We start from the raw sequence: 18,561 nt of genomic DNA on the forward strand, positions 1-18,561 counted from the left end.
AATGGCAACAAAACAAAAAGAAGTAACAACCTTTGACGTCCAAGTAGCGGAATTTATTCGCAATCATAAAAAAACTGGTACAGCAACAGATGACGAAATCAATAACGCCCTAGTAATTCCCTTCACTTTAGACGTGGAAGGTATTGAGAATCTTTTGCAACGTATTCAAGATGCTGGTATCTCAATTACGGACAACGAAGGAAATCCAAGTGCGCGTGTTTTAAGCACTGAGGAAGAACCAGAGTTGACGGATGAAGATTTGATCGGTTCAACCTCTGCTAAGGTCAATGACCCTGTCCGTATGTACTTGAAGGAAATCGGGGTTGTTCCTCTGCTTACAAATGAAGAGGAAAAAGAGTTGGCCCTTGCTGTTGAAGCGGGTGATATCGAAGCTAAACAACGCCTTGCAGAAGCGAACCTTCGTTTGGTAGTATCTATCGCTAAACGTTATGTTGGACGTGGAATGCAGTTCCTTGACTTGATCCAAGAAGGAAACATGGGCTTGATGAAGGCCGTTGATAAATTTGACTACTCTAAAGGGTTCAAATTCTCAACTTATGCGACTTGGTGGATTCGTCAGGCCATTACTCGTGCCATTGCTGACCAAGCTCGTACCATCCGTATTCCAGTACACATGGTGGAAACCATTAACAAGCTTGTTCGTGAACAACGTAATCTTCTTCAAGAGTTGGGACAAGATCCAACTCCTGAACAAATCGCTGAACGCATGGATATGACACCTGACAAGGTTCGTGAAATCCTCAAGATTGCCCAAGAGCCGGTTTCTCTTGAAACACCAATCGGTGAAGAGGACGATAGCCATCTTGGTGACTTTATCGAAGATGAAGTGATTGAAAATCCAGTTGACTACACAACTCGTATCGTTTTGCGTGAGCAGTTGGATGAAGTCTTGGATACTCTTACAGATCGTGAAGAAAATGTCTTGCGTCTCCGTTTTGGTCTTGATGATGGGAAAATGCGTACCTTGGAAGATGTTGGTAAAGTCTTCAACGTGACTCGTGAGCGTATCCGTCAGATTGAGGCAAAAGCTTTGAGAAAACTTCGCCAGCCAAGTCGTAGTAAACCACTCCGCGACTTCATTGAAGATTAAGCTGAAGGAGAGTGAAAATGGCTTATACAGAAGAACAGATTGAAAACATCAAAACACGTATTTTGACAGCGTTAGAAGAAGTTATTGACCCTGAATTGGGAATTGATATCGTCAATCTAGGCTTGATCTACGAGATTCGTTTTGATGGAGATACAGGTGAGACTGAGATTGATATGACGCTAACGACAATGGGATGTCCACTAGCAGATCTCTTAACAGACCAAATCTATGATGCTATGACGGATGTTCCAGAGGTTACTAACGTTGAAGTAAAATTAGTTTGGTATCCAGCTTGGACAGTTGAGAAAATGAGCCGCTATGCTCGCATTGCATTAGGTATCAAGTAAATAAATTATAAAAAGAGAAATAGTGTTGACGCCAGGAAATTCCCAGCTTTTATACTATCTCTCTTTTAATTTGCTGATTTTATTTGAAGAAAATGGTATAATGGTTACTATGGAAAAAGAGAAATTACGCATCAATATGCTAAGTTCAAGTGAAAAGGTAGCTGGTCAAGGTGTGTCTGGTGCTTACCGTGAACTGGTGCAGCTTTTGAAACGAGATGCGAAAGACCAACTGATAGTAACGGAAAATCTACCGATTGAGGCGGACGTTACTCATTTTCATACGATTGATTTTCCTTATTATCTCTCGACCTTTCAGAAAAAACGTTCTGGACGTAAGATTGGCTATGTTCACTTCTTACCTGATACCTTGGAAGGTAGTTTGAAGATTCCATTCTTCTTAAAGGGGATTGTCAAACGCTATGTATTTTCTTTTTATGACCGTATGGAGCATCTGGTTGTGGTCAATCCTACTTTCATTGAGGATTTGGTGGCTGCTGGAATTCCACGTGAAAAAGTGACCTATATTCCTAACTTTGTTAACAAAGAAAAATGGCATCCGCTTCCTATAGAGCAAGTTGAGCAACTTCGTAAAGATATGGGGATTGATGAGAATCAGTTTGTAGTCGTTGGTGCAGGTCAGGTTCAGAAGCGTAAAGGAATAGATGACTTTATCACTCTAGCTGAGGAATTACCTGATATCACTTTTATTTGGGCTGGTGGCTTCTCTTTTGGGGGAATAACCGATGGATATGAACGCTATAAAAAGATTATGGATAATCCTCCAGAAAATCTAATTTTCCCAGGGATTGTTGATCCAGAACGGATGAGAGAACTCTATGCCTTGGCTGATCTTTTCTTGCTTCCAAGTTATAACGAGCTCTTTCCAATGACTATTCTAGAAGCTGCGAGTTGTGAAGCACCCATTATGCTTCGTGATCTAGATCTTTACAAGGTCATTCTCGAAGGAAATTACAGACCAACAAGTGATGTAGAAGAGATGAAAGAGGCTATCTTGGAATATCGGGAGCATCCAGAAGAACTAAAAGAATTAAAAGAAAAGGCTAAGGCCATTTCAAGAGAATACTCAGAAGAGCATCTTTTAGAAATATGGCTAAAATTCTATCGGGAGCAAGCGGCTTTAGGAAAAAAATGAGGTAGTATATGCGAATTGGATTATTTACAGATACTTATTTCCCACAGGTGTCGGGTGTTGCGACCAGTATTCGAACCTTAAAAACAGAACTTGAAAAGCAAGGCCATGCTGTCTTTATCTTTACAACAACAGACAAGGATGTTAATCGTTATGAAGACTGGCAGATTATCCGTATCCCTAGTGTTCCTTTCTTTGCCTTTAAGGATCGTCGTTTCGCCTATCGTGGATTTACGAAAGCTCTTGAGATAGCAAAGCAATACAAGCTGGATATTATTCATACGCAGACCGAATTTTCTCTTGGTTTATTAGGGATTTGGATAGCGCGTGAGTTGAAAATCCCTGTTATTCATACCTATCATACCCAGTACGAAGATTATGTTCACTATATCGCTAAAGGGATGTTGATTCGTCCAGGTATGGTCAGGTATCTTGTAAGAGGCTTCCTTCATGATGTTGATGGTGTGATTTGTCCGAGTGAAATTGTGCGCGACCTTTTATCTGACTATAAGGTCAAAGTTGAAAAGCGTGTCATTCCTACAGGTATTGAGCTTGCCAAGTTTGAACGTCCTGAAATTGGACCAGAGCACATCAGTGATCTACGAGATAAACTAGGTATTAAGAAAGACGAAAAGATGCTTCTCAGCCTTTCGAGGGTGTCTTACGAAAAGAACATTCAAGCTGTTTTGGCAGCACTTCCAGATGTTCTAAAAGAAGAGCAAAATGTTAAATTAGTCGTAGCTGGAGATGGACCTTATCTGGAAAACCTCAAGGAGCAAGCAGAAGATTTGCAGATTCAGGATTCTGTTATCTTTACAGGTATGATCGCTCCAAGCGAGACAGCACTTTACTATAAGGCGGCTGATTTCTTCATTTCAGCTTCAACTAGTGAGACGCAAGGCTTGACCTATCTTGAAAGTCTTGCAAGTAAGACTCCGGTAATAGCTCATGGAAATCCTTATCTAGATAATTTGATTAGCGATAAGATGTTTGGAACTCTTTATTATGAAGAGAGAGATCTAGCAGGGGCTATTTTAGAAGCTTTAATTGCAACTCCAAAGATGGATGAAAAACTTTTGGCTGAAAAATTGTATGAAATTTCAGCTGAGAATTTTGCTAAGAGAGTCCATGAGTTTTATTTGGATGCTATCATCTCAAACAATTTTGAAAAAGAATTAACTCGTGATGAGCCGATGACACAACGGATTTTAAAGACAGTATTTTACTTGCCACAACAGGCAGTTTCAGTTCCAGTCAAAAGTTCTAAACGAATGTTAAAAGCATCCAAGAAACAGTTGAATGATTTGAGAGATTATTGGAATGACTAAGGTCTTCGAAGAAAGGAAATGAAGAAATGAAAAAGAAATTTATGAGAAGTAGTCGAGATCAAAAAATCGGTGGAGTATGCGCTGGTTTAGCTAATTATTTTGATATTGATCCGACAATCGTACGTGTGATCTGGGGAGTTCTAGCTTTTTGTTATGGTAGTGGACTGATTGCTTACTTAATTTTATGGGCAATTGCTCCAGTTTCGGAAGAATATTAAAAATAGGGAATTATAGAAAAGGAGAAAATAATGGCATTTGGTGATAATGGAAAACGTAAAAAAACATTTTTTGAGAAATTGACACTATTCGTCGTTTTGATTATGTTGTTTGTAACCTTAGCAGGTATCTTTGCTACGGCCATTGGTGTATTTAGCAGATTCTAAGAAGCTAGAATTTCTAGCAAGTAGTAATAGTTGGTGACTGGGATTTCCCAGCCCTTTTTAAAGTGAGAAAAGAATATGAGTATGTTTTTAGATACAGCCAAGATTAAGGTCAAGGCTGGAAATGGTGGCGATGGCATGGTTGCCTTTCGCCGTGAAAAATACGTCCCTAATGGCGGTCCATGGGGAGGTGATGGAGGTCGTGGAGGTAACGTTGTCTTTGTTGTAGATGAAGGTTTACGTACCCTGATGGACTTCCGTTACAATCGTCATTTTAAAGCCCAATCGGGTGAAAAAGGGATGACCAAAGGAATGCACGGACGCGGTGCAGAAGACTTGATTGTTCGTGTACCTCAAGGGACAACTGTGCGTGATGCTGAGACTGGAAAAGTCATCACTGACTTGATTGAGCACGGCCAAGAGTTTATCGTTGCTCACGGTGGTCGAGGTGGTCGTGGAAATATCCGTTTTGCAACACCCAAAAATCCTGCTCCAGAGATCTCTGAGAATGGAGAACCTGGTCAGGAGCGCGAATTACAGTTAGAACTTAAAATTCTTGCTGATGTTGGTTTGGTTGGATTCCCTTCAGTTGGAAAATCAACTCTGCTCAGCGTAATTACCTCTGCAAAACCTAAAATTGGTGCCTACCACTTTACAACAATCGTTCCTAATCTGGGAATGGTCCGTACTCAATCAGGTGAGTCCTTTGCAGTGGCAGACCTTCCTGGTTTGATTGAAGGAGCAAGTCAAGGCGTGGGCTTGGGAACTCAATTCCTTCGCCATATTGAGCGTACTCGCGTTATCCTTCACATCATCGATATGTCAGCCAGTGAAGGTCGCGATCCTTACGAAGATTATCTAGCTATTAACAAAGAGTTGGAATCTTACAACCTTCGTCTGATGGAGCGTCCCCAAATCATTGTTGCTAATAAGATGGATATGCCAGAAAGCCAAGAGAATCTTGAAGAATTCAAGAAAAAATTAGCAGCTAACTATGATGAATTTGAGGATCTTCCAGCCATCTTCCCAATTTCAGGTTTGACCAAACAAGGTTTGGCAACTTTATTGGATGCAACAGCAGAGCTGCTTGATAAGACGCCAGAATTCCTTCTTTATGACGAGTCAGAAATGGAAGAAGAAGTTTATTATGGCTTTGACGAAGAAGAAAAACCATTTGAAATTAGTCGTGATGACGATGCAACTTGGGTACTTTCAGGTGAAAAACTCATTAAACTCTTTAACATGACTAACTTTGATCGTGATGAGTCTGTCATGAAGTTTGCTCGTCAGTTGCGTGGTATGGGAGTTGATGAAGCTCTCCGTGCCCGTGGTGCCAAGGATGGAGATTTGGTTCGTATCGGTAAGTTTGAGTTTGAATTTGTGGACTAGGAGATAGCTATGGGAGATAAACCAATATCTTTCCGTGATGCTGATGGAAATTTTGTTTCTGCAGCAGATGTCTGGAATGAGAAGAAGTTAGAAGAACTGTTTAATCGTCTCAATCCAAATAGAGCTTTGAGACTTGCAAGAACTAAAAAGCAAGCTGAAAATAGCAAATCATAAAATTAACCCGTGATGATAGCCATCACGGGTTTTTGTTACCGATCAAAAAATAGAGGTGGTGCAAATTGTTTGAGGCGTTCAAAGCAAGATTGAGCTTGTTCCTTATCCTCGCAGATAACCAAACAGACATCATTTCCACAGATAGTAGCCACTATTTCAGGGAAGTTTAGGGCGTCCAAGATAGATCCGAAGGATTGTGCCAAACCTGGATAGGTTTTGATAACAACCTGGTGTTGGACGGGTTGCATCATGTAGAGTGCTTCCTCCATATAGACTTCTAGCCGTTTTTCCCACTTGGATGTAGAGTCAGTGTTGATTGAATAATAGGAGTGTTCACCTTCACGAATCTTAGAAAGATTCATCAGGTTAATGTCTCTTGAAAGTGTTGCTTGTGTGACCTGTACTCCGTTTTCAATCAGTAGTTCTTGTAATTCAGTTTGGGTATGAATTTTTTGTTTAGTGATTAAGGCTCGGATGAGCTGGTGTCTTTGCTCGGCTTTGTTCATCTACAGTTACCTCCCTTTGAAAAGGTATCTCAAGATTGGACTGTTCAAGGTCGACAGTCAAGTGATAGTCTGTATTGTCACGTACAGTAATCTCAAAGTCTGTTGTGTAAAGAACGAGACGTACTGTATCGCCTTCTTTTAGTTTGTAAATAGTTGGTTGGAGTTCAAATTGGAATTCCAACCATTCATCTGGCTTAATTTCTTCAATTTTCAATAAATCATGACGATTTTGAAGATTGAGATAGCCTTTGGTGATAACACGCTGTGCATTTGGGCTAAATGGTAGTTCGCAAAGGTTTTCCAGCATGTGGTAACGACCATTATCAATAGTACGAGCAGCCAAAACTCCTGGATATGGTTGTAGGTATTTCTTTTGACCAAGTTCGAGAAGTTGGGCAGATAGTAAGCCTTTATTGGTACTTGATTTGAGACGGAGGTTTAGTTTAACACGCCCATTGAGATGAAGGTCCTCTGTCACTGGCAGATCAATAGTTACCTGATTGACTTTCCCTTGATAGAGTTCATTATTAAAGGTTTGATAGGTTTTTCCAAAACGTTCAAAGTCTGATTCTTGGTAATGATTTTCAATGACAGCTTCTTCAGTACCTAAAGAGAAAGTTTTATGGTCACTTTGATTTCCAAAATCTTCAAGAGTCATCCAGGTTTGAGGAGCAGTATTGTCTTGCCAAACGACTCTTGGAAGTTGGTAGTCAGTTTCTTGGTCCAATAATTTCTGCGTCAAAAGAGCATTCATGGATTCACGGAAATCAATAGACTGCCAGTTGTTCATATAGACATGGGCGCCGTTATGGTAAAAGAGATGTTTCTTAATACTGCTCGGAAGAGCATTGAACATTTGATAGACATGAAGTGGTTTTACATTCCAGTCTTGCGAACCGTGGGTAAAGACAACTTCAGCCTTAACTTTTTCAGCATTAAGAAGGTAATTTCTGTCATGCCAAAATTGGTTATAATCGCCAGTTTTACGGTCTAGATTTTTCTTGAGTTCTTCTACAGAATCTTTATGAGCTTCGTTTCCGCGAATATAGTCACCAGCTAAGAGATTACGAGAATAAGTTAATTCATCTAATGAATCGAAGTCCTCACCTGGATAGCCTCCAGGGCTTGTTACCAGACCATTTTCTCGATAATAGTTGTACCAAGAAGAAATACCTGCTTCAGCAATAATGACCTCTAAACCATCAACTCCTGTAGTAGCAAGACCATTAGACATTGTTCCTAGATAAGAAAGACCAGTAGTTGCAACTTTTCCATTTGACCAGTCAGCCTTGACCTGACGTTTACGACTGTGGTCTGTGAAGGCACGACAACGACCATTGAGCCAATCAATGACATTTTTATAGGCTTCAACTTGTCGGTAATCTCCGTTGGTCATTTGACCTTGAGAATCCTTGGTTCCAAGACCAGATACGTAGATATTGGCAAATCCCCTTGGAAGGAAGTAGTCATTAAGTGTGTAGCTGCTATTGATATGAGTGAGTCTTTCTTCAGCTTCTGAAACAAGTTCAGCTTCTCCAACAGGTTCAACCAAGTCTAATGTTGGTTCTTCTAGCGAAATGTGATGTGGTTCCTTGACTTCTAGCTCAGCTTCCATTTTGTAAAGGGCTTTATCGCTTGCTTTATCATTGGTTCCTTGATGGTAAGGACTTGCCGTCATAACAGCTGGAATTTTGCCATGGTAAGATGGACGGATAATGTTCACCTTGATGAGATCAGGCAGTCCATCATTATCAGAATCAACACGACTTTCTACATAAACTACTTCACGAATAGCATTGTTTGCAGAGAAGGTTGCCAAGCTCTTGCCGTTAAAGTAGTGGTAATCATTGTTCTCAGGGATAAGACCATCGCTAACCAATTGATCGATCAAGGTATTTCCTTTTTTAGTGCGTGTGTTAAGGAGTTGATAGAGATTGTCAATCAAATCTCCGTATACAATAGGGAATGCCGTTTCTTTGTGAAAAACAAGACCATCTTCAAAGTCCGTTAAGTAGCTGAAACCAAGCAACTGAAAAGCAACAGTATAGAAAATTTCTGCAGTTAATTCACGATCAGAATTGAAGAAAGTGAGCAGATCAGTTTCTTTATCAACAGCTAAAGTTGAGAGGGGATAATCTGTATTTTTGTAATTGAAAAAACAAGTTCTAACAAAAGCTTCAAACAGTTCTTTCGCAGAATTTGATTGGTCTAGCTTGAATCCAAGGCTGGATAATTCCTGTAAAGCTTGTTGCTGGCTTACAGGATAGTAACTGAATTGATTAAAACGCATAGATGCCTCCTTTGAAGAATCATTAAATTTATTATATCAAAAAATTAGGGAAAATGATAGAAAATACAAGTAACTGTTATAATAAACTAAAAAGGATGACTTCGTGAAATGGAATATAAAAAGACAGATTCGAGGAATCTATTAAATTAAAAATACAGAAATCATAGATTTGAAAAATAATTGAAATATTTTAGATTGCACGCTTAATATAAAATAAAAAACTAGCCATGGAATTAGTAGTAGCTACTAAATTCTATGACTAGTTGTAGAGTTTAAGGTTTTGACTTGATAATTTTAGTTTGTTTAGACAGTGATTGGAGTGTTTGGTCACTTAATTTTGAATCCGTTATAATGGTGTCGATATCTGAGATATTGTAAAATGTGAAGAAATCAAATTTATCAAATTTGCTATGGTCAGCTAGGAGATATTTTTTGTTGGCGTTTTCAAGTGCTAATTTCTGCGCTTCACCTTCGTCTTCACTAAAAGTAGCGATAGCTTGATCCTTGATACCATTACAACTAACGAAGGCTTTTGAAAATTGCAAACTAGCGATATCTTGAAGAGTGAGAGTACCGACAAAAGCTCCTGTAATTGAACGATAATTACCACCGATTAGAATGAGATCAGTTAGCTTACGCTCGTTTAGAATGAGAAATACAGGTAAACTATTAGTAACAACACGAATGTTATCGATAGAAAGCTCACGCGCAAAGAACTCTAAGGTAGTACCTGGACCAATAAAAATAGTTTCTCTTTCTTCAACTAAGTGACTAGCAAAGCGAGCAATTTCTTGTTTTTCTGCTGTTTGTAGTCCTTGTTTTTCAACATTAGAACGCTCATTATTTAATAAGGAACCTGTTCGAAGTTTTTCGGCTCCACCATGAACACGAACCAGTAAATCTTTATCTGCCAACTCTTGTAAATATCGTCTAGCAGTCATATCTGAAATATCTAGGCGACTCATAATCTCTTTAACAGTGATCGTTCCTTTTGTATTAACAATTTCTAAGATAGTATCTAATTTTTCTTGCTTAAGCATCGGATCACCTCCATATCTATTACTATAATACCATAAACTAGAAAATCAATCAATGTAAAGAACAAAAATAAACAAAAACAAAAAACATCTGAGTTTTTTAAACAAGTCAGATGTTTTTTTAAAGTCTTGTATTAATCTAGACCATAGTTATAGTCGTCATCTTGCATAGCTTCAACTTCACCAAGTAGGTAACCATTACCAACTTGAGAGAAGAAGTCGTGGTTTGATGTACCAGTTGAAATCCCGTTCATAACAATTGGGTTTACATCGTCCGCTGAGTCCGGGAAGAGAGGGTCTTGTCCCAAGTTCATAAGGGCTTTATTTGCATTGTAGCGAAGGAAGGTTTTAACCTCTTCAGTCCATCCGACTTCGTCATAGAGGCTCTCTGTGTAGCCTTCTTCATTCTCATAAAGAGTATAGAGAAGGTCGTACATCCATTCTTTGAGTTTTTCTTGCTCATCTTCTGGCAATTCATTGAAACCAAGTTGGAATTTGTAGCCGATGTAGGTTCCGTGTACAGACTCGTCACGAATAATCAACTTGATGATCTCAGCTACGTTGGCCAACTTGTTGTTTCCAAGATAGTAGAGAGGAGTGAAGAAACCAGAGTAGAAGAGGAAGGTTTCAAGAAAAACACTAGCTACTTTCTTTTCAAGTGGCGTTCCGTTTAGGTAGATTTCATTAATAATTTCAGCTTTTTTCTGAAGATATGGATTGGTATTAGTCCATTCAAAAATTTCTTCAATTTCAGACTTGGTATTTAAGGTTGAGAAGATAGAAGAGTAAGACTTAGCATGAACAGATTCCATAAATTGGATATTGTTAAAAACAGCTTCCTCGTGAGGCGTACGAATATCAGCACGAAGGGCTTGAACACCAGTTTCTGATTGCATGGTATCCAAAAGGGTCAAACCTCCAAAAACTTTACCAACAAGGTCTTTTTCCTTGTTAGAAAGCTTTCTCCAGTCATCTAGGTCATTTGACAAGGGAATACGCGTATCGAGCCAGAATTGCTCAGTCAGCTTTTCCCAGGTTGATTTGTCGATGACATCTTCGATGGCATTCCAGTTAATAGCTTTGTAGTAAGTTTTCATTTGAAATCTCTTTCTGTGTGTAGTAATACGATAACATAATCATTCTTATTTTATCATAATTCTATTCTATAATCGAACAAAAAGTCGGAGGCCCGACTTTTATGTTCTTACATGATTTTATCAGCAAAATACGTTAAATGGATTAAGTAAATGTAATTTTTTTGAGAGTTGAATTAAATCACACAGCTCTCACATTGGTTAGCACCGACTTCTCCACCATCATCTGTAAAGGTACGGACGTAGTAGATAGACTTGATACCTTTGTTGAAGGCATAGTTACGAAGGATAGACAAGTCACGTGTCGTTTGTTTGTTTTCGTGCTTCCATTCGTAAAGGCCTGTTGGAATATCACTACGCATAAAGAGTGTGAGTGAAAGTCCTTGGTCCACGTGCTCAGTCGCAGCAGCATAAACATCAATTACCTTACGCATATCCATGTCATAAGCAGAAGTGTAGTAAGGAATTGTTTCTGTTGACAAACCAGCAGCAGGATAGTAGATCTTACCAATTTTCTTTTCTTGACGTTCTTCGATACGTTGCGTAATTGGGTGAATAGAGGCAGAAACATCGTTGATGTAGCTGATAGAACCATTTGGCGCTACAGCAAGGCGGTTTTGGTGGTAAAGACCATCTGCTTGAACCTTGTCGCGAAGTTCAGCCCAGTCAGCAGCACTTGGGATAAAGACATCTTTGAAAAGTTCTTTAACACGGTCTGATTTCGGAAGAAATTCTCCGGTCAAATACTTATCAAAGTAGCTTCCGTTAGCATAGTCTGATTTCTCAAAGTTGTGGAAGGTAACACCACGTTCACGTGCGATATTGTTTGACTCAACCAAGGTCCAGTAGTTCATAAGCATAAAGTAAATGCTTGTAAATTCAATGGACTCAGGCGATCCATATTCGATCAATTGTTGGGCAAGGTAGCTGTGAAGTCCCATGGCACCAAGACCAAAGGTATGAGCTTGACTATTTCCGTGGTCGATAGTCGGTACAGCAACGATGTGTGAACTATCTGTTACGAAAGTAAGGGCACGAACCATAGCACGGATAGAACGACCAAAGTCAGGTGACGTCATCATGTTGACTACGTTTGTTGAACCAAGGTTACATGAAACGTCAGTACCCATTTTAAGGAATTCTTGCGCATCGTTGATTAAGCTTGGTTCTTGGACTTGAAGAATCTCTGAACACAAGTTACTCATGATAATCTTACCATCGACAGGATTTGCACGGTTAGCAGTATCGATGTTTACTACATAAGGATAGCCAGATTCTTGTTGCAATTTAGAAATTTCAGTTTCCAAATCACGCGCTTTGATTTTTGTCTTACGGATGTTTGGATTTGCAACTAGCTCATCGTATTTTTCTGTGATATCGATGTAGTTAAATGGCACGCCGTATTCAAGCTCTACAGAGTAAGGACTGAAGAGGTACATTTCTTCATTTTTACGAGCCAATTCGTAGAATTTATCTGGAACCACAACACCAAGTGAAAGAGTCTTGACACGCACTTTTTCATCGGCGTTTTCCTTCTTAGTTGAAAGGAAGGCGATGATATCTGGGTGAAAGACATTGAGGTAAACAACCCCAGCACCTTGACGTTGACCGAGTTGGTTAGAGTAAGAGAAGCTGTCTTCGAAAAGCTTCATAACTGGTACGACACCAGAAGCAGCACCCTCATAGCCTTTAATAGGAGCTCCAGCTTCACGAAGGTTGCTGAGGGAAATTCCCACACCACCACCAATACGTGAAAGTTGAAGAGCAGAGTTGATAGAACGTCCGATAGAGTTCATATCATCTGTTACCTGAATCAAGAAGCAAGATACCAATTCACCACGACGTGCACGACCTGCATTCAAGAAAGAAGGAGTAGCAGGTTGATAACGTTGGTGGATGATTTCATTAGCGATATCAATAGCAATCGCTTCATCACCATCCGCGAAGTAAAGGGCATTAAAGAAGACACGGTCTTCCATGCTTTCAAGATAGTACTCTCCGTCATTAGTTTTCAGAGCATACTGATTATAGAATTTATAGGCAGCCATGAAAGACTTAAATTGGAAGTTCTGATCCTTGATAAATTGATGCAGTTCTTCCAAAAATTCTGGACGGTATTTCTTGATAAATGCTGTCTCAATGTAGTTATGCTCAATGAGGAAGTTGATTTTATCCGTTATTGAGTCAAAAACCATTGTGTTAGGTACAACATTTTCTTTAAAGAAGGCTTCTAAAGCTTCCTTGTCTTTGTGAAGCATAATTTGTCCATTAACAGGACGGTTAATTTCATTATTAAGACGGAAGTAAGTCACATCTTCAAGTTGTTTTAATCCCATAAAAAATCCTTTATCTAATTACAAAAGAAAGGCTTCTAAGGTAGACATAGAAGCTTTTGTCCTGGTTCTTAAGCAAGTTGTTTGAGTTTACCTGGTTGGAAACCAGAGAAAACTTCTGTTGGTGTCTGAATAATAGGAGCAGCACTAAAGCCGAGCTCTTTTACTTGATCAATGTATTCAGGTTGTTCATCAAGATTGATTTCTTTATATTCAACATTATTACTGTCTAAAAAACGTTTCGTCATTTTACATTGGACACAGTTGTTTTTAGAATATACGGTTACCATTTCTGTAACTCCTCTTTAAAAAATTATTACTTTCTTAGTATATCAGAAAAAAAAACTTTGTCAACTTTCTAAAACTAAATCTTGTGTACTTATTTTACTGATTTTACTAACAAACACAATATATAGTGTAGCATTAAAAAATAATTACAGAAAAAGCAATGATTTCATTATAGGTGTCTCGACAAAAACTACATACTGTGTTTTGCTAAATTTAATAGAAGATTTTCAGCAAGTTATCTGAAAGGAAATTGAAGAAAGTCCATAAAATACTTGAAAAATATCAATGAAGGTGATATAATACTAAATTGTAAGGGTTATCAGATATGTAACTCAACAAGAAAACTATTAAAGGAGAGTCAAACTATGGCTTCTAAAGATTTCCACGTAGTGGCAGAAACAGGTATTCACGCACGTCCAGCAACATTGTTGGTACAAACAGCTAGCAAATTTGCTTCAGATATCACTCTTGAGTACAAAGGTAAATCAGTTAACCTTAAATCTATCATGGGTGTAATGAGCCTTGGTGTTGGTCAAGGTGCTGACGTTACAATCACTGCTGAAGGTGCAGACGCTGATGACGCTATCGCTGCAATCTCAGAAACAATGGAAAAAGAAGGATTGGCATAAGGAAATGACAGAAATGCTTAAAGGAATCGCAGCATCTGACGGTGTTGCAGTTGCAAAAGCATATCTACTCGTTCAACCGGATTTATCATTCGAGACTGTTACAGTCGAAGATACAAATGCAGAAGAGGCTCGTTTGGATGTTGCTCTTGAAGCTTCTCAAAACGAGCTTTCTCTTATCCGCGAGAAGGCTGTAGGTACGCTTGGTGAAGAAGCGGCACAAGTATTTGACGCTCACTTGATGGTTCTTGCTGACCCTGAATTGATCGGTCAAATCAAAGAAACTATCCGTGCTAAGAAAGTGAATGCAGAAGCAGGTCTGAAAGAAGTTACAGACATGTTTATCACAATCTTTGAAGGCATGGAAGACAACCCATACATGCAAGAACGTGCAGCGGATATCCGCGACGTAACAAAACGTGTATTGGCTAACCTCCTTGGTAAAAAATTGCCAAACCCAGCTTCTATCAATGAAGAAGTAATCGTGATTGCTCACGACTTGACTCCATCTGATACAGCTCAATTGGACAAAAACTTTGTTAAAGCTTTTGTAACAAACATTGGTGGTCGTACAAGTCACTCAGCTATCATGGCTCGTACACTTGAAATCGCTGCAGTTTTGGGTACAAACAATATCACTGAAATCGTTAAAGATGGTGACCTACTTGCTGTTAATGGTATTACAGGTGAAGTGATTATCAACCCTACTGAAGAACAAGCAGCTGAATTTAAAGCAGCTGGTGAAGCTTACGCTCAACAAAAAGCTGAGTGGGCACTCTTGAAGGATGCTCAAACAGTTACTGCTGACGGTAAACACTTCGAATTGGCTGCAAACATTGGTACTCCAAAAGACGTTGAAGGTGTTAACGAAAACGGTGCAGAAGCTGTAGGTCTTTACCGTACAGAGTTCTTGTACATGGATTCTCAAGACTTCCCAACTGAAGACGAACAGTACGAAGCGTACAAGGCTGTTCTTGAAGGAATGAACGGTAAACCAGTTGTTGTCCGTACAATGGATATCGGTGGTGACAAGGAACTTCCTTACTTCGATATGCCACATGAAATGAACCCATTCCTTGGATTCCGTGCTCTTCGTATCTCTATCTCTGAAACAGGAGATGCAATGTTCCGCACTCAAATCCGTGCTCTTCTTCGTGCTTCTGTACACGGTCAATTGCGTATCATGTTCCCGATGGTTGCGCTTTTGAAAGAATTCCGTGCAGCTAAAGCAGTCTTCGATGAAGAAAAAGCTAACCTTCTTGCTGAAGGTGTTGCAGTTGCGGATGACATCCAAGTTGGTATCATGATCGAAATTCCTGCAGCAGCTATGCTTGCAGACCAATTTGCAAAAGAAGTTGATTTCTTCTCAATTGGTACAAACGACTTGATCCAATACACAATGGCGGCAGACCGTATGAACGAACAAGTTTCATACCTTTACCAACCATACAACCCATCAATCCTTCGTTTGATCAATAACGTTATCAAAGCAGCTCACGCTGAAGGTAAATGGGCTGGTATGTGTGGTGAAATGGCTGGTGACCAAACAGCTGTTCCACTTCTTGTCGGAATGGGCTTGGATGAGTTCTCTATGTCAGCAACATCTGTACTTCGTACACGTAGCTTGATGAAGAAACTCGACACTGCTAAAATGCAAGAATACGCTAACCGTGCTCTTACTGAATGTTCAACAATGGAAGAAGTTCTTGAACTTTCTAAAGAATACGTTAACTTCGATTAATCAATTACAAATCCTTGTAGCTTCTAGCTATGAGGTTTTTTTCTTCTATTTTCTAGAAAACTCCATCTGTAAAATTTATCAAAAATATGGTAAAATAGACAAGGGAAAAAACAAGGAGGCTACAATGCAAAATAGACCAATCATTATCGGAGTAACAGGTGGATCTGGAGGAGGAAAGACAAGCGTATCTAAAGCAATCTTGTCGCATTTTCCAAATGAAAAAATCTCTATGATTGAGCATGATTCCTACTATAAAGATCAATCTCATCTAACCTTTGAAGAGCGTATTAAGACCAACTATGACCATCCTTTTGCTTTTGATACTGATTTGATGATTGAGCAAATCAAAGAGTTGTTGGCAGGTCGTCCAGTTGATATTCCTACCTATGATTATGCTGCCCATACCAGAAGTTCTAAAACTTATCGTCAAGAACCTCAGGATGTCTTTATCGTAGAAGGAATCTTGGTTTTGGAGGACAAACGACTTCGTGATTTGATGGATATCAAGATTTTCGTAGATACAGATGATGATGTTCGTATCATTCGCCGTATTAAACGTGATATGGAAGAACGTGGTCGTAGCCTGGATAGCGTTATTGACCAGTATCTTGGTGTGGTAAAACCCATGTATCATCAATTTATTGAGCCAACAAAGCGTTATGCAGATATCGTTATTCCAGAAGGAGTAACCAACACAGTAGCTATCGATTTGCTGACAACAAAGATTGAAAAGATTTTAGAAGAAGCACGTCTTGCCCAATAATAAGCAGATAAAAAGGCTGTGGGAAAGTAATGATTTTATCAAGATTGAACCTTTTTCTTATATCCGTGAATCTTTACAATCATGCTTTTAGATAGAGAAAAATATTGTTTCAAAGGATTTTTTGAGTCTTTAAGATCAACTAGATGCTAGAGCATAGTTTCGGTGCAAATAAAAGTCGAGGTCGGGATTTTCCCGACCTCTTATTTTTTGATTTTTTCAAGTCTCGGAACAATAACTAAGGTGAGTATTGCTGAGATAATCAGTTCTGCGATAGAGTTTGTTGAGATAACAGTAGCTAATAGTTTCTGGATATTTCCATCAAAAACATTTCCAAAAAGGAAGAAGATACCGCCTAGTACAAATACAGTATTAGTAAGTGAACCGAGAGCTCCCGCAAAGATAAGCCCTACCTTGTTTTTGAGGAGTTTATAGACAAAGTATGGTGTCAAACCGATTAAGATACGAGGAATAATAGCAATAGCAAGTGAAGCTAGATTCCCATTTGGTACAAAAGGAGAGAAGAGGTAGCTAGTTGGGAGAATCGTGATTGTATTGACTGTCAAGCTAATCATTCCCATCAAGAAACCTAAGATAGCCCCAATCCGTGGTCCGTAGATGATACTAGCAATGATGACTGGGATATGGACTATGGTCGGTTTAATTGGAAAGGGCAAGACATTAAAGACAATAGAGCTCAGCAGATGAATGACGATCATGCTGGCAAAAAAGATAGCAATTGGAGCAATATTAGAGCGTTTGTTCATGAAGTTTTTCCTTTATCTGTTGTAAAATAGTATCAAGATCAGCAAGAGCACCCCGTCCTACATCGCCACAGGCCAGTAGGGATTCTTTAGGGGAAATAATTGTATAACCATAAGTTTCTAAAGTTTTTAGGTTTGTTTGAGTTGCTGGATGGTCATACATTTTGGTATTCATGGCAGGTGCTACTAGTTTTGGTACGTAGTTGGGCAGGGCAAGAGCAGTAGCAGTAACCATATTGTCGGCAAAACCGTACGCGACTTTCGCAATCGTATTAGCGGTTGCAGGGGCAAGGATAAACAAATCTGTTTCTTTGCCTAACTCGATATGATTGACTTTGTCAGGATAAGGTTCCTGCATAAGATCGAGATGTACGGTATTTTGAGATAAGACTTGAAGGGTTAAAGGTTGGATAAAGGCAGTCGCAGCCTGGGTCATAAGTACAGTAACAGAATGTCCTTGTTTCTTCAAGCCACTTACCAAATCAGCAGCCTTGTAAGAGGCGATAGAGCCTGTCACAGCGAGTGTAATACGAGCCATAATTTTCCTTTCTAACGATCAAATCCCTGAATTTTTTTCACTAATAAGTCAGCAATTTCTTGTTTGCTAGCAGCAATCTGATAATCTTTTTCCTCTACTAGATAAGCCAGGTGTTGATCAGCATTAATCTGAGTGAGGTCATTAGCGACAATCAAGTCAGCTTGATTCTTTACAAGACTTTCTCTAGCGATTTGAATCAGATGTTCCTTAGTAACATCGACAAGCAGTTTAAAGCCAATGAGATGAATACTTGGATTCCATTCTTTAACAAGAGAGATGATCTTTGGATTTTTCTTGAGAAATAGGACTTGCACCTCATCCTTTGAGGAGATCTTTGATTCCATATTTTTCTTATGCAAAAACTCACTTAAATCTTGGCTCGCTTGAACTTGGTCAAGACCTGTCATGTAAACTGGGCTGTAGTCAGAAACAGCCATTGAATGGATCAAGACTTGATAATCAGGGACAATCCGTTTCATCTCTTGGAGTAAATCGGAAGTGTTTTTGATTTCGATAACGGATAAATTCGAGTGTGATGCTGGTTTTAGAGCTTGTTGCGTAGTAATCAGGCAAACTTGGTGACCGGCTTTTAGTAAAGTCTCAGTTATAACTTTACCAAGTCTACCAGTAGAGTGGTTGGTAATGGAGCGAACTCGATCAATGGCCTCGCTTGTACCACCAGATGTAACTAAAATTTTCATAGAA

20 protein-coding genes are annotated in these 18,561 nt (G+C 39.2%); 11 read left to right on the top strand and 9 right to left on the bottom strand.

Annotated features, from left to right (window positions below; all coding sequences use genetic code 11):
- The first annotated feature begins 1 nt into the window (after position 1).
- The 8 genes from rpoD (at position 2) to M1R56_RS00635 (ending at position 5,879) form a co-directional block, all read left to right on the top strand.
- Positions 2-1,111 (top strand): RNA polymerase sigma factor RpoD, encoded by a 1,110-nt coding sequence (rpoD, locus tag M1R56_RS00600; RefSeq protein ID WP_000201894.1) that lies wholly within the window; start codon positions 2-4, stop codon positions 1,109-1,111.
- A 17-nt stretch (positions 1,112-1,128) separates the two neighbouring features.
- Entirely contained in the window at positions 1,129-1,458 is a 330-nt protein-coding gene (locus M1R56_RS00605) for a metal-sulfur cluster assembly factor (protein ID WP_000331926.1), read from the top strand.
- A gap of 100 nt (positions 1,459-1,558) precedes the next feature.
- On the top strand, positions 1,559-2,611 hold the full coding sequence (locus tag M1R56_RS00610; RefSeq protein WP_248034204.1) for a glycosyltransferase family 4 protein: 1,053 nt from the start codon (positions 1,559-1,561) through the stop codon (positions 2,609-2,611).
- Positions 2,612-2,619: 8 nt separating this feature from the next.
- Positions 2,620-3,936 carry a glycosyltransferase family 4 protein gene (locus M1R56_RS00615; protein WP_248034205.1) on the top strand — a complete coding sequence of 439 codons (1,317 nt, stop codon included), beginning with the start codon at positions 2,620-2,622 and terminating at the stop codon, positions 3,934-3,936.
- A 26-nt stretch (positions 3,937-3,962) separates the two neighbouring features.
- Positions 3,963-4,154, top strand: coding sequence for a PspC domain-containing protein (locus M1R56_RS00620; protein ID WP_075229473.1), 192 nt, complete (start codon positions 3,963-3,965; stop codon positions 4,152-4,154).
- Positions 4,155-4,184: 30 nt separating this feature from the next.
- A complete protein-coding gene (locus M1R56_RS00625) occupies positions 4,185-4,319 on the top strand; it encodes a DUF4044 domain-containing protein (protein ID WP_049548929.1) in 135 nt (44 codons plus the stop codon).
- A gap of 75 nt (positions 4,320-4,394) precedes the next feature.
- Entirely contained in the window at positions 4,395-5,705 is a 1,311-nt protein-coding gene (obgE, locus tag M1R56_RS00630; protein WP_248034206.1) for a GTPase ObgE, read from the top strand.
- Between the two features lie 9 nt (positions 5,706-5,714).
- A complete protein-coding gene (locus M1R56_RS00635; RefSeq protein ID WP_000502583.1) occupies positions 5,715-5,879 on the top strand; it encodes a hypothetical protein in 165 nt (54 codons plus the stop codon).
- A gap of 35 nt (positions 5,880-5,914) precedes the next feature.
- Here the strand turns inward: M1R56_RS00635 and M1R56_RS00640 are convergent, their stop codons facing one another.
- From M1R56_RS00640 to nrdH, 6 genes are all read right to left on the bottom strand, one after another.
- Positions 5,915-6,385, bottom strand: a complete 471-nt coding sequence (locus M1R56_RS00640) for an arginine repressor (protein WP_075231622.1) — start codon at positions 6,383-6,385, stop codon at positions 5,915-5,917.
- Complete coding sequence (locus M1R56_RS00645; protein ID WP_248034207.1) at positions 6,336-8,675, bottom strand: Xaa-Pro dipeptidyl-peptidase; 2,340 nt, start codon at positions 8,673-8,675, stop codon at positions 6,336-6,338. The genes M1R56_RS00640 and M1R56_RS00645 overlap by 50 nt, the downstream gene beginning before the upstream one ends.
- 272 nt (positions 8,676-8,947) lie before the next feature.
- On the bottom strand, positions 8,948-9,715 hold the full coding sequence (locus M1R56_RS00650; protein ID WP_248034208.1) for a DeoR/GlpR family DNA-binding transcription regulator: 768 nt from the start codon (positions 9,713-9,715) through the stop codon (positions 8,948-8,950).
- 131 nt (positions 9,716-9,846) lie between these two features.
- Positions 9,847-10,809, bottom strand: a complete 963-nt coding sequence (gene nrdF, locus M1R56_RS00655; protein ID WP_248034209.1) for a class 1b ribonucleoside-diphosphate reductase subunit beta — start codon at positions 10,807-10,809, stop codon at positions 9,847-9,849.
- A gap of 173 nt (positions 10,810-10,982) precedes the next feature.
- On the bottom strand, positions 10,983-13,142 hold the full coding sequence (nrdE, locus tag M1R56_RS00660; protein ID WP_248034210.1) for a class 1b ribonucleoside-diphosphate reductase subunit alpha: 2,160 nt from the start codon (positions 13,140-13,142) through the stop codon (positions 10,983-10,985).
- 68 nt (positions 13,143-13,210) lie between these two features.
- Positions 13,211-13,429, bottom strand: a complete 219-nt coding sequence (nrdH, locus tag M1R56_RS00665) for a glutaredoxin-like protein NrdH (RefSeq protein WP_000259242.1) — start codon at positions 13,427-13,429, stop codon at positions 13,211-13,213.
- Positions 13,430-13,792: 363 nt separating this feature from the next.
- Here nrdH and M1R56_RS00670 point away from each other — a divergent pair, with 363 nt between their 5' ends.
- From M1R56_RS00670 to udk, 3 genes are all read left to right on the top strand, one after another.
- Positions 13,793-14,056: a phosphocarrier protein HPr gene (locus M1R56_RS00670; RefSeq protein WP_000146952.1), complete on the top strand. Its 264-nt coding sequence runs from the start codon at positions 13,793-13,795 to the stop codon at positions 14,054-14,056.
- A gap of 4 nt (positions 14,057-14,060) precedes the next feature.
- Complete coding sequence (gene ptsP / locus M1R56_RS00675; RefSeq protein ID WP_153225717.1) at positions 14,061-15,794, top strand: phosphoenolpyruvate--protein phosphotransferase; 1,734 nt, start codon at positions 14,061-14,063, stop codon at positions 15,792-15,794.
- A 124-nt stretch (positions 15,795-15,918) separates the two neighbouring features.
- Complete coding sequence (udk, locus tag M1R56_RS00680) at positions 15,919-16,557, top strand: uridine kinase (protein WP_007555045.1); 639 nt, start codon at positions 15,919-15,921, stop codon at positions 16,555-16,557.
- 200 nt (positions 16,558-16,757) lie between these two features.
- On the opposite strand, the gene M1R56_RS00685 is transcribed toward udk, so the two are convergent.
- The 3 genes from M1R56_RS00685 to coaB are packed head-to-tail and all read right to left on the bottom strand — an operon-like array spanning position 16,758 to position 18,557.
- The gene (locus tag M1R56_RS00685) at positions 16,758-17,321 is read right to left on the bottom strand and encodes an ECF transporter S component (protein ID WP_075231311.1); all 564 of its coding nucleotides are present in this window, start codon (positions 17,319-17,321) and stop codon (positions 16,758-16,760) included.
- On the bottom strand, positions 17,305-17,856 hold the full coding sequence (coaC, locus tag M1R56_RS00690) for a phosphopantothenoylcysteine decarboxylase (protein ID WP_248034211.1): 552 nt from the start codon (positions 17,854-17,856) through the stop codon (positions 17,305-17,307). The genes M1R56_RS00685 and coaC overlap by 17 nt, the downstream gene beginning before the upstream one ends.
- 11 nt (positions 17,857-17,867) lie before the next feature.
- Entirely contained in the window at positions 17,868-18,557 is a 690-nt protein-coding gene (gene coaB / locus M1R56_RS00695) for a phosphopantothenate--cysteine ligase (protein WP_248034212.1), read from the bottom strand.
- Positions 18,558-18,561: the final 4 nt, after the last annotated feature.

The organism is Streptococcus sp. oral taxon 431, assembly GCF_023115445.1.
Lineage (GTDB): Bacteria > Bacillota > Bacilli > Lactobacillales > Streptococcaceae > Streptococcus.

Excerpts from the sequence above, each read along its gene's own strand:
- rpoD (WP_000201894.1), top strand. The coding sequence starts at position 2 with ATGGCAACAAAACAAAAAGAAGTAACAACCTTTGACGTCCAAGTAGCG.
- M1R56_RS00605 (WP_000331926.1), top strand. The coding sequence starts at position 1,129 with ATGGCTTATACAGAAGAACAGATTGAAAACATCAAAACACGTATTTTG.
- M1R56_RS00610 (WP_248034204.1), top strand. The coding sequence starts at position 1,559 with ATGGTTACTATGGAAAAAGAGAAATTACGCATCAATATGCTAAGTTCA.
- M1R56_RS00615 (WP_248034205.1), top strand. The coding sequence starts at position 2,620 with ATGCGAATTGGATTATTTACAGATACTTATTTCCCACAGGTGTCGGGT.
- M1R56_RS00620 (WP_075229473.1), top strand. The coding sequence starts at position 3,963 with ATGAAAAAGAAATTTATGAGAAGTAGTCGAGATCAAAAAATCGGTGGA.
- M1R56_RS00625 (WP_049548929.1), top strand. The coding sequence starts at position 4,185 with ATGGCATTTGGTGATAATGGAAAACGTAAAAAAACATTTTTTGAGAAA.
- obgE (WP_248034206.1), top strand. The coding sequence starts at position 4,395 with ATGAGTATGTTTTTAGATACAGCCAAGATTAAGGTCAAGGCTGGAAAT.
- M1R56_RS00635 (WP_000502583.1), top strand. The coding sequence starts at position 5,715 with ATGGGAGATAAACCAATATCTTTCCGTGATGCTGATGGAAATTTTGTT.
- M1R56_RS00640 (WP_075231622.1), bottom strand. The coding sequence starts at position 6,385 with ATGAACAAAGCCGAGCAAAGACACCAGCTCATCCGAGCCTTAATCACT.
- M1R56_RS00645 (WP_248034207.1), bottom strand. The coding sequence starts at position 8,675 with ATGCGTTTTAATCAATTCAGTTACTATCCTGTAAGCCAGCAACAAGCT.
- M1R56_RS00650 (WP_248034208.1), bottom strand. The coding sequence starts at position 9,715 with ATGCTTAAGCAAGAAAAATTAGATACTATCTTAGAAATTGTTAATACA.
- nrdF (WP_248034209.1), bottom strand. The coding sequence starts at position 10,809 with ATGAAAACTTACTACAAAGCTATTAACTGGAATGCCATCGAAGATGTC.
- nrdE (WP_248034210.1), bottom strand. The coding sequence starts at position 13,142 with ATGGGATTAAAACAACTTGAAGATGTGACTTACTTCCGTCTTAATAAT.
- nrdH (WP_000259242.1), bottom strand. The coding sequence starts at position 13,429 with ATGGTAACCGTATATTCTAAAAACAACTGTGTCCAATGTAAAATGACG.
- M1R56_RS00670 (WP_000146952.1), top strand. The coding sequence starts at position 13,793 with ATGGCTTCTAAAGATTTCCACGTAGTGGCAGAAACAGGTATTCACGCA.
- ptsP (WP_153225717.1), top strand. The coding sequence starts at position 14,061 with ATGACAGAAATGCTTAAAGGAATCGCAGCATCTGACGGTGTTGCAGTT.
- udk (WP_007555045.1), top strand. The coding sequence starts at position 15,919 with ATGCAAAATAGACCAATCATTATCGGAGTAACAGGTGGATCTGGAGGA.
- M1R56_RS00685 (WP_075231311.1), bottom strand. The coding sequence starts at position 17,321 with ATGAACAAACGCTCTAATATTGCTCCAATTGCTATCTTTTTTGCCAGC.
- coaC (WP_248034211.1), bottom strand. The coding sequence starts at position 17,856 with ATGGCTCGTATTACACTCGCTGTGACAGGCTCTATCGCCTCTTACAAG.
- coaB (WP_248034212.1), bottom strand. The coding sequence starts at position 18,557 with ATGAAAATTTTAGTTACATCTGGTGGTACAAGCGAGGCCATTGATCGA.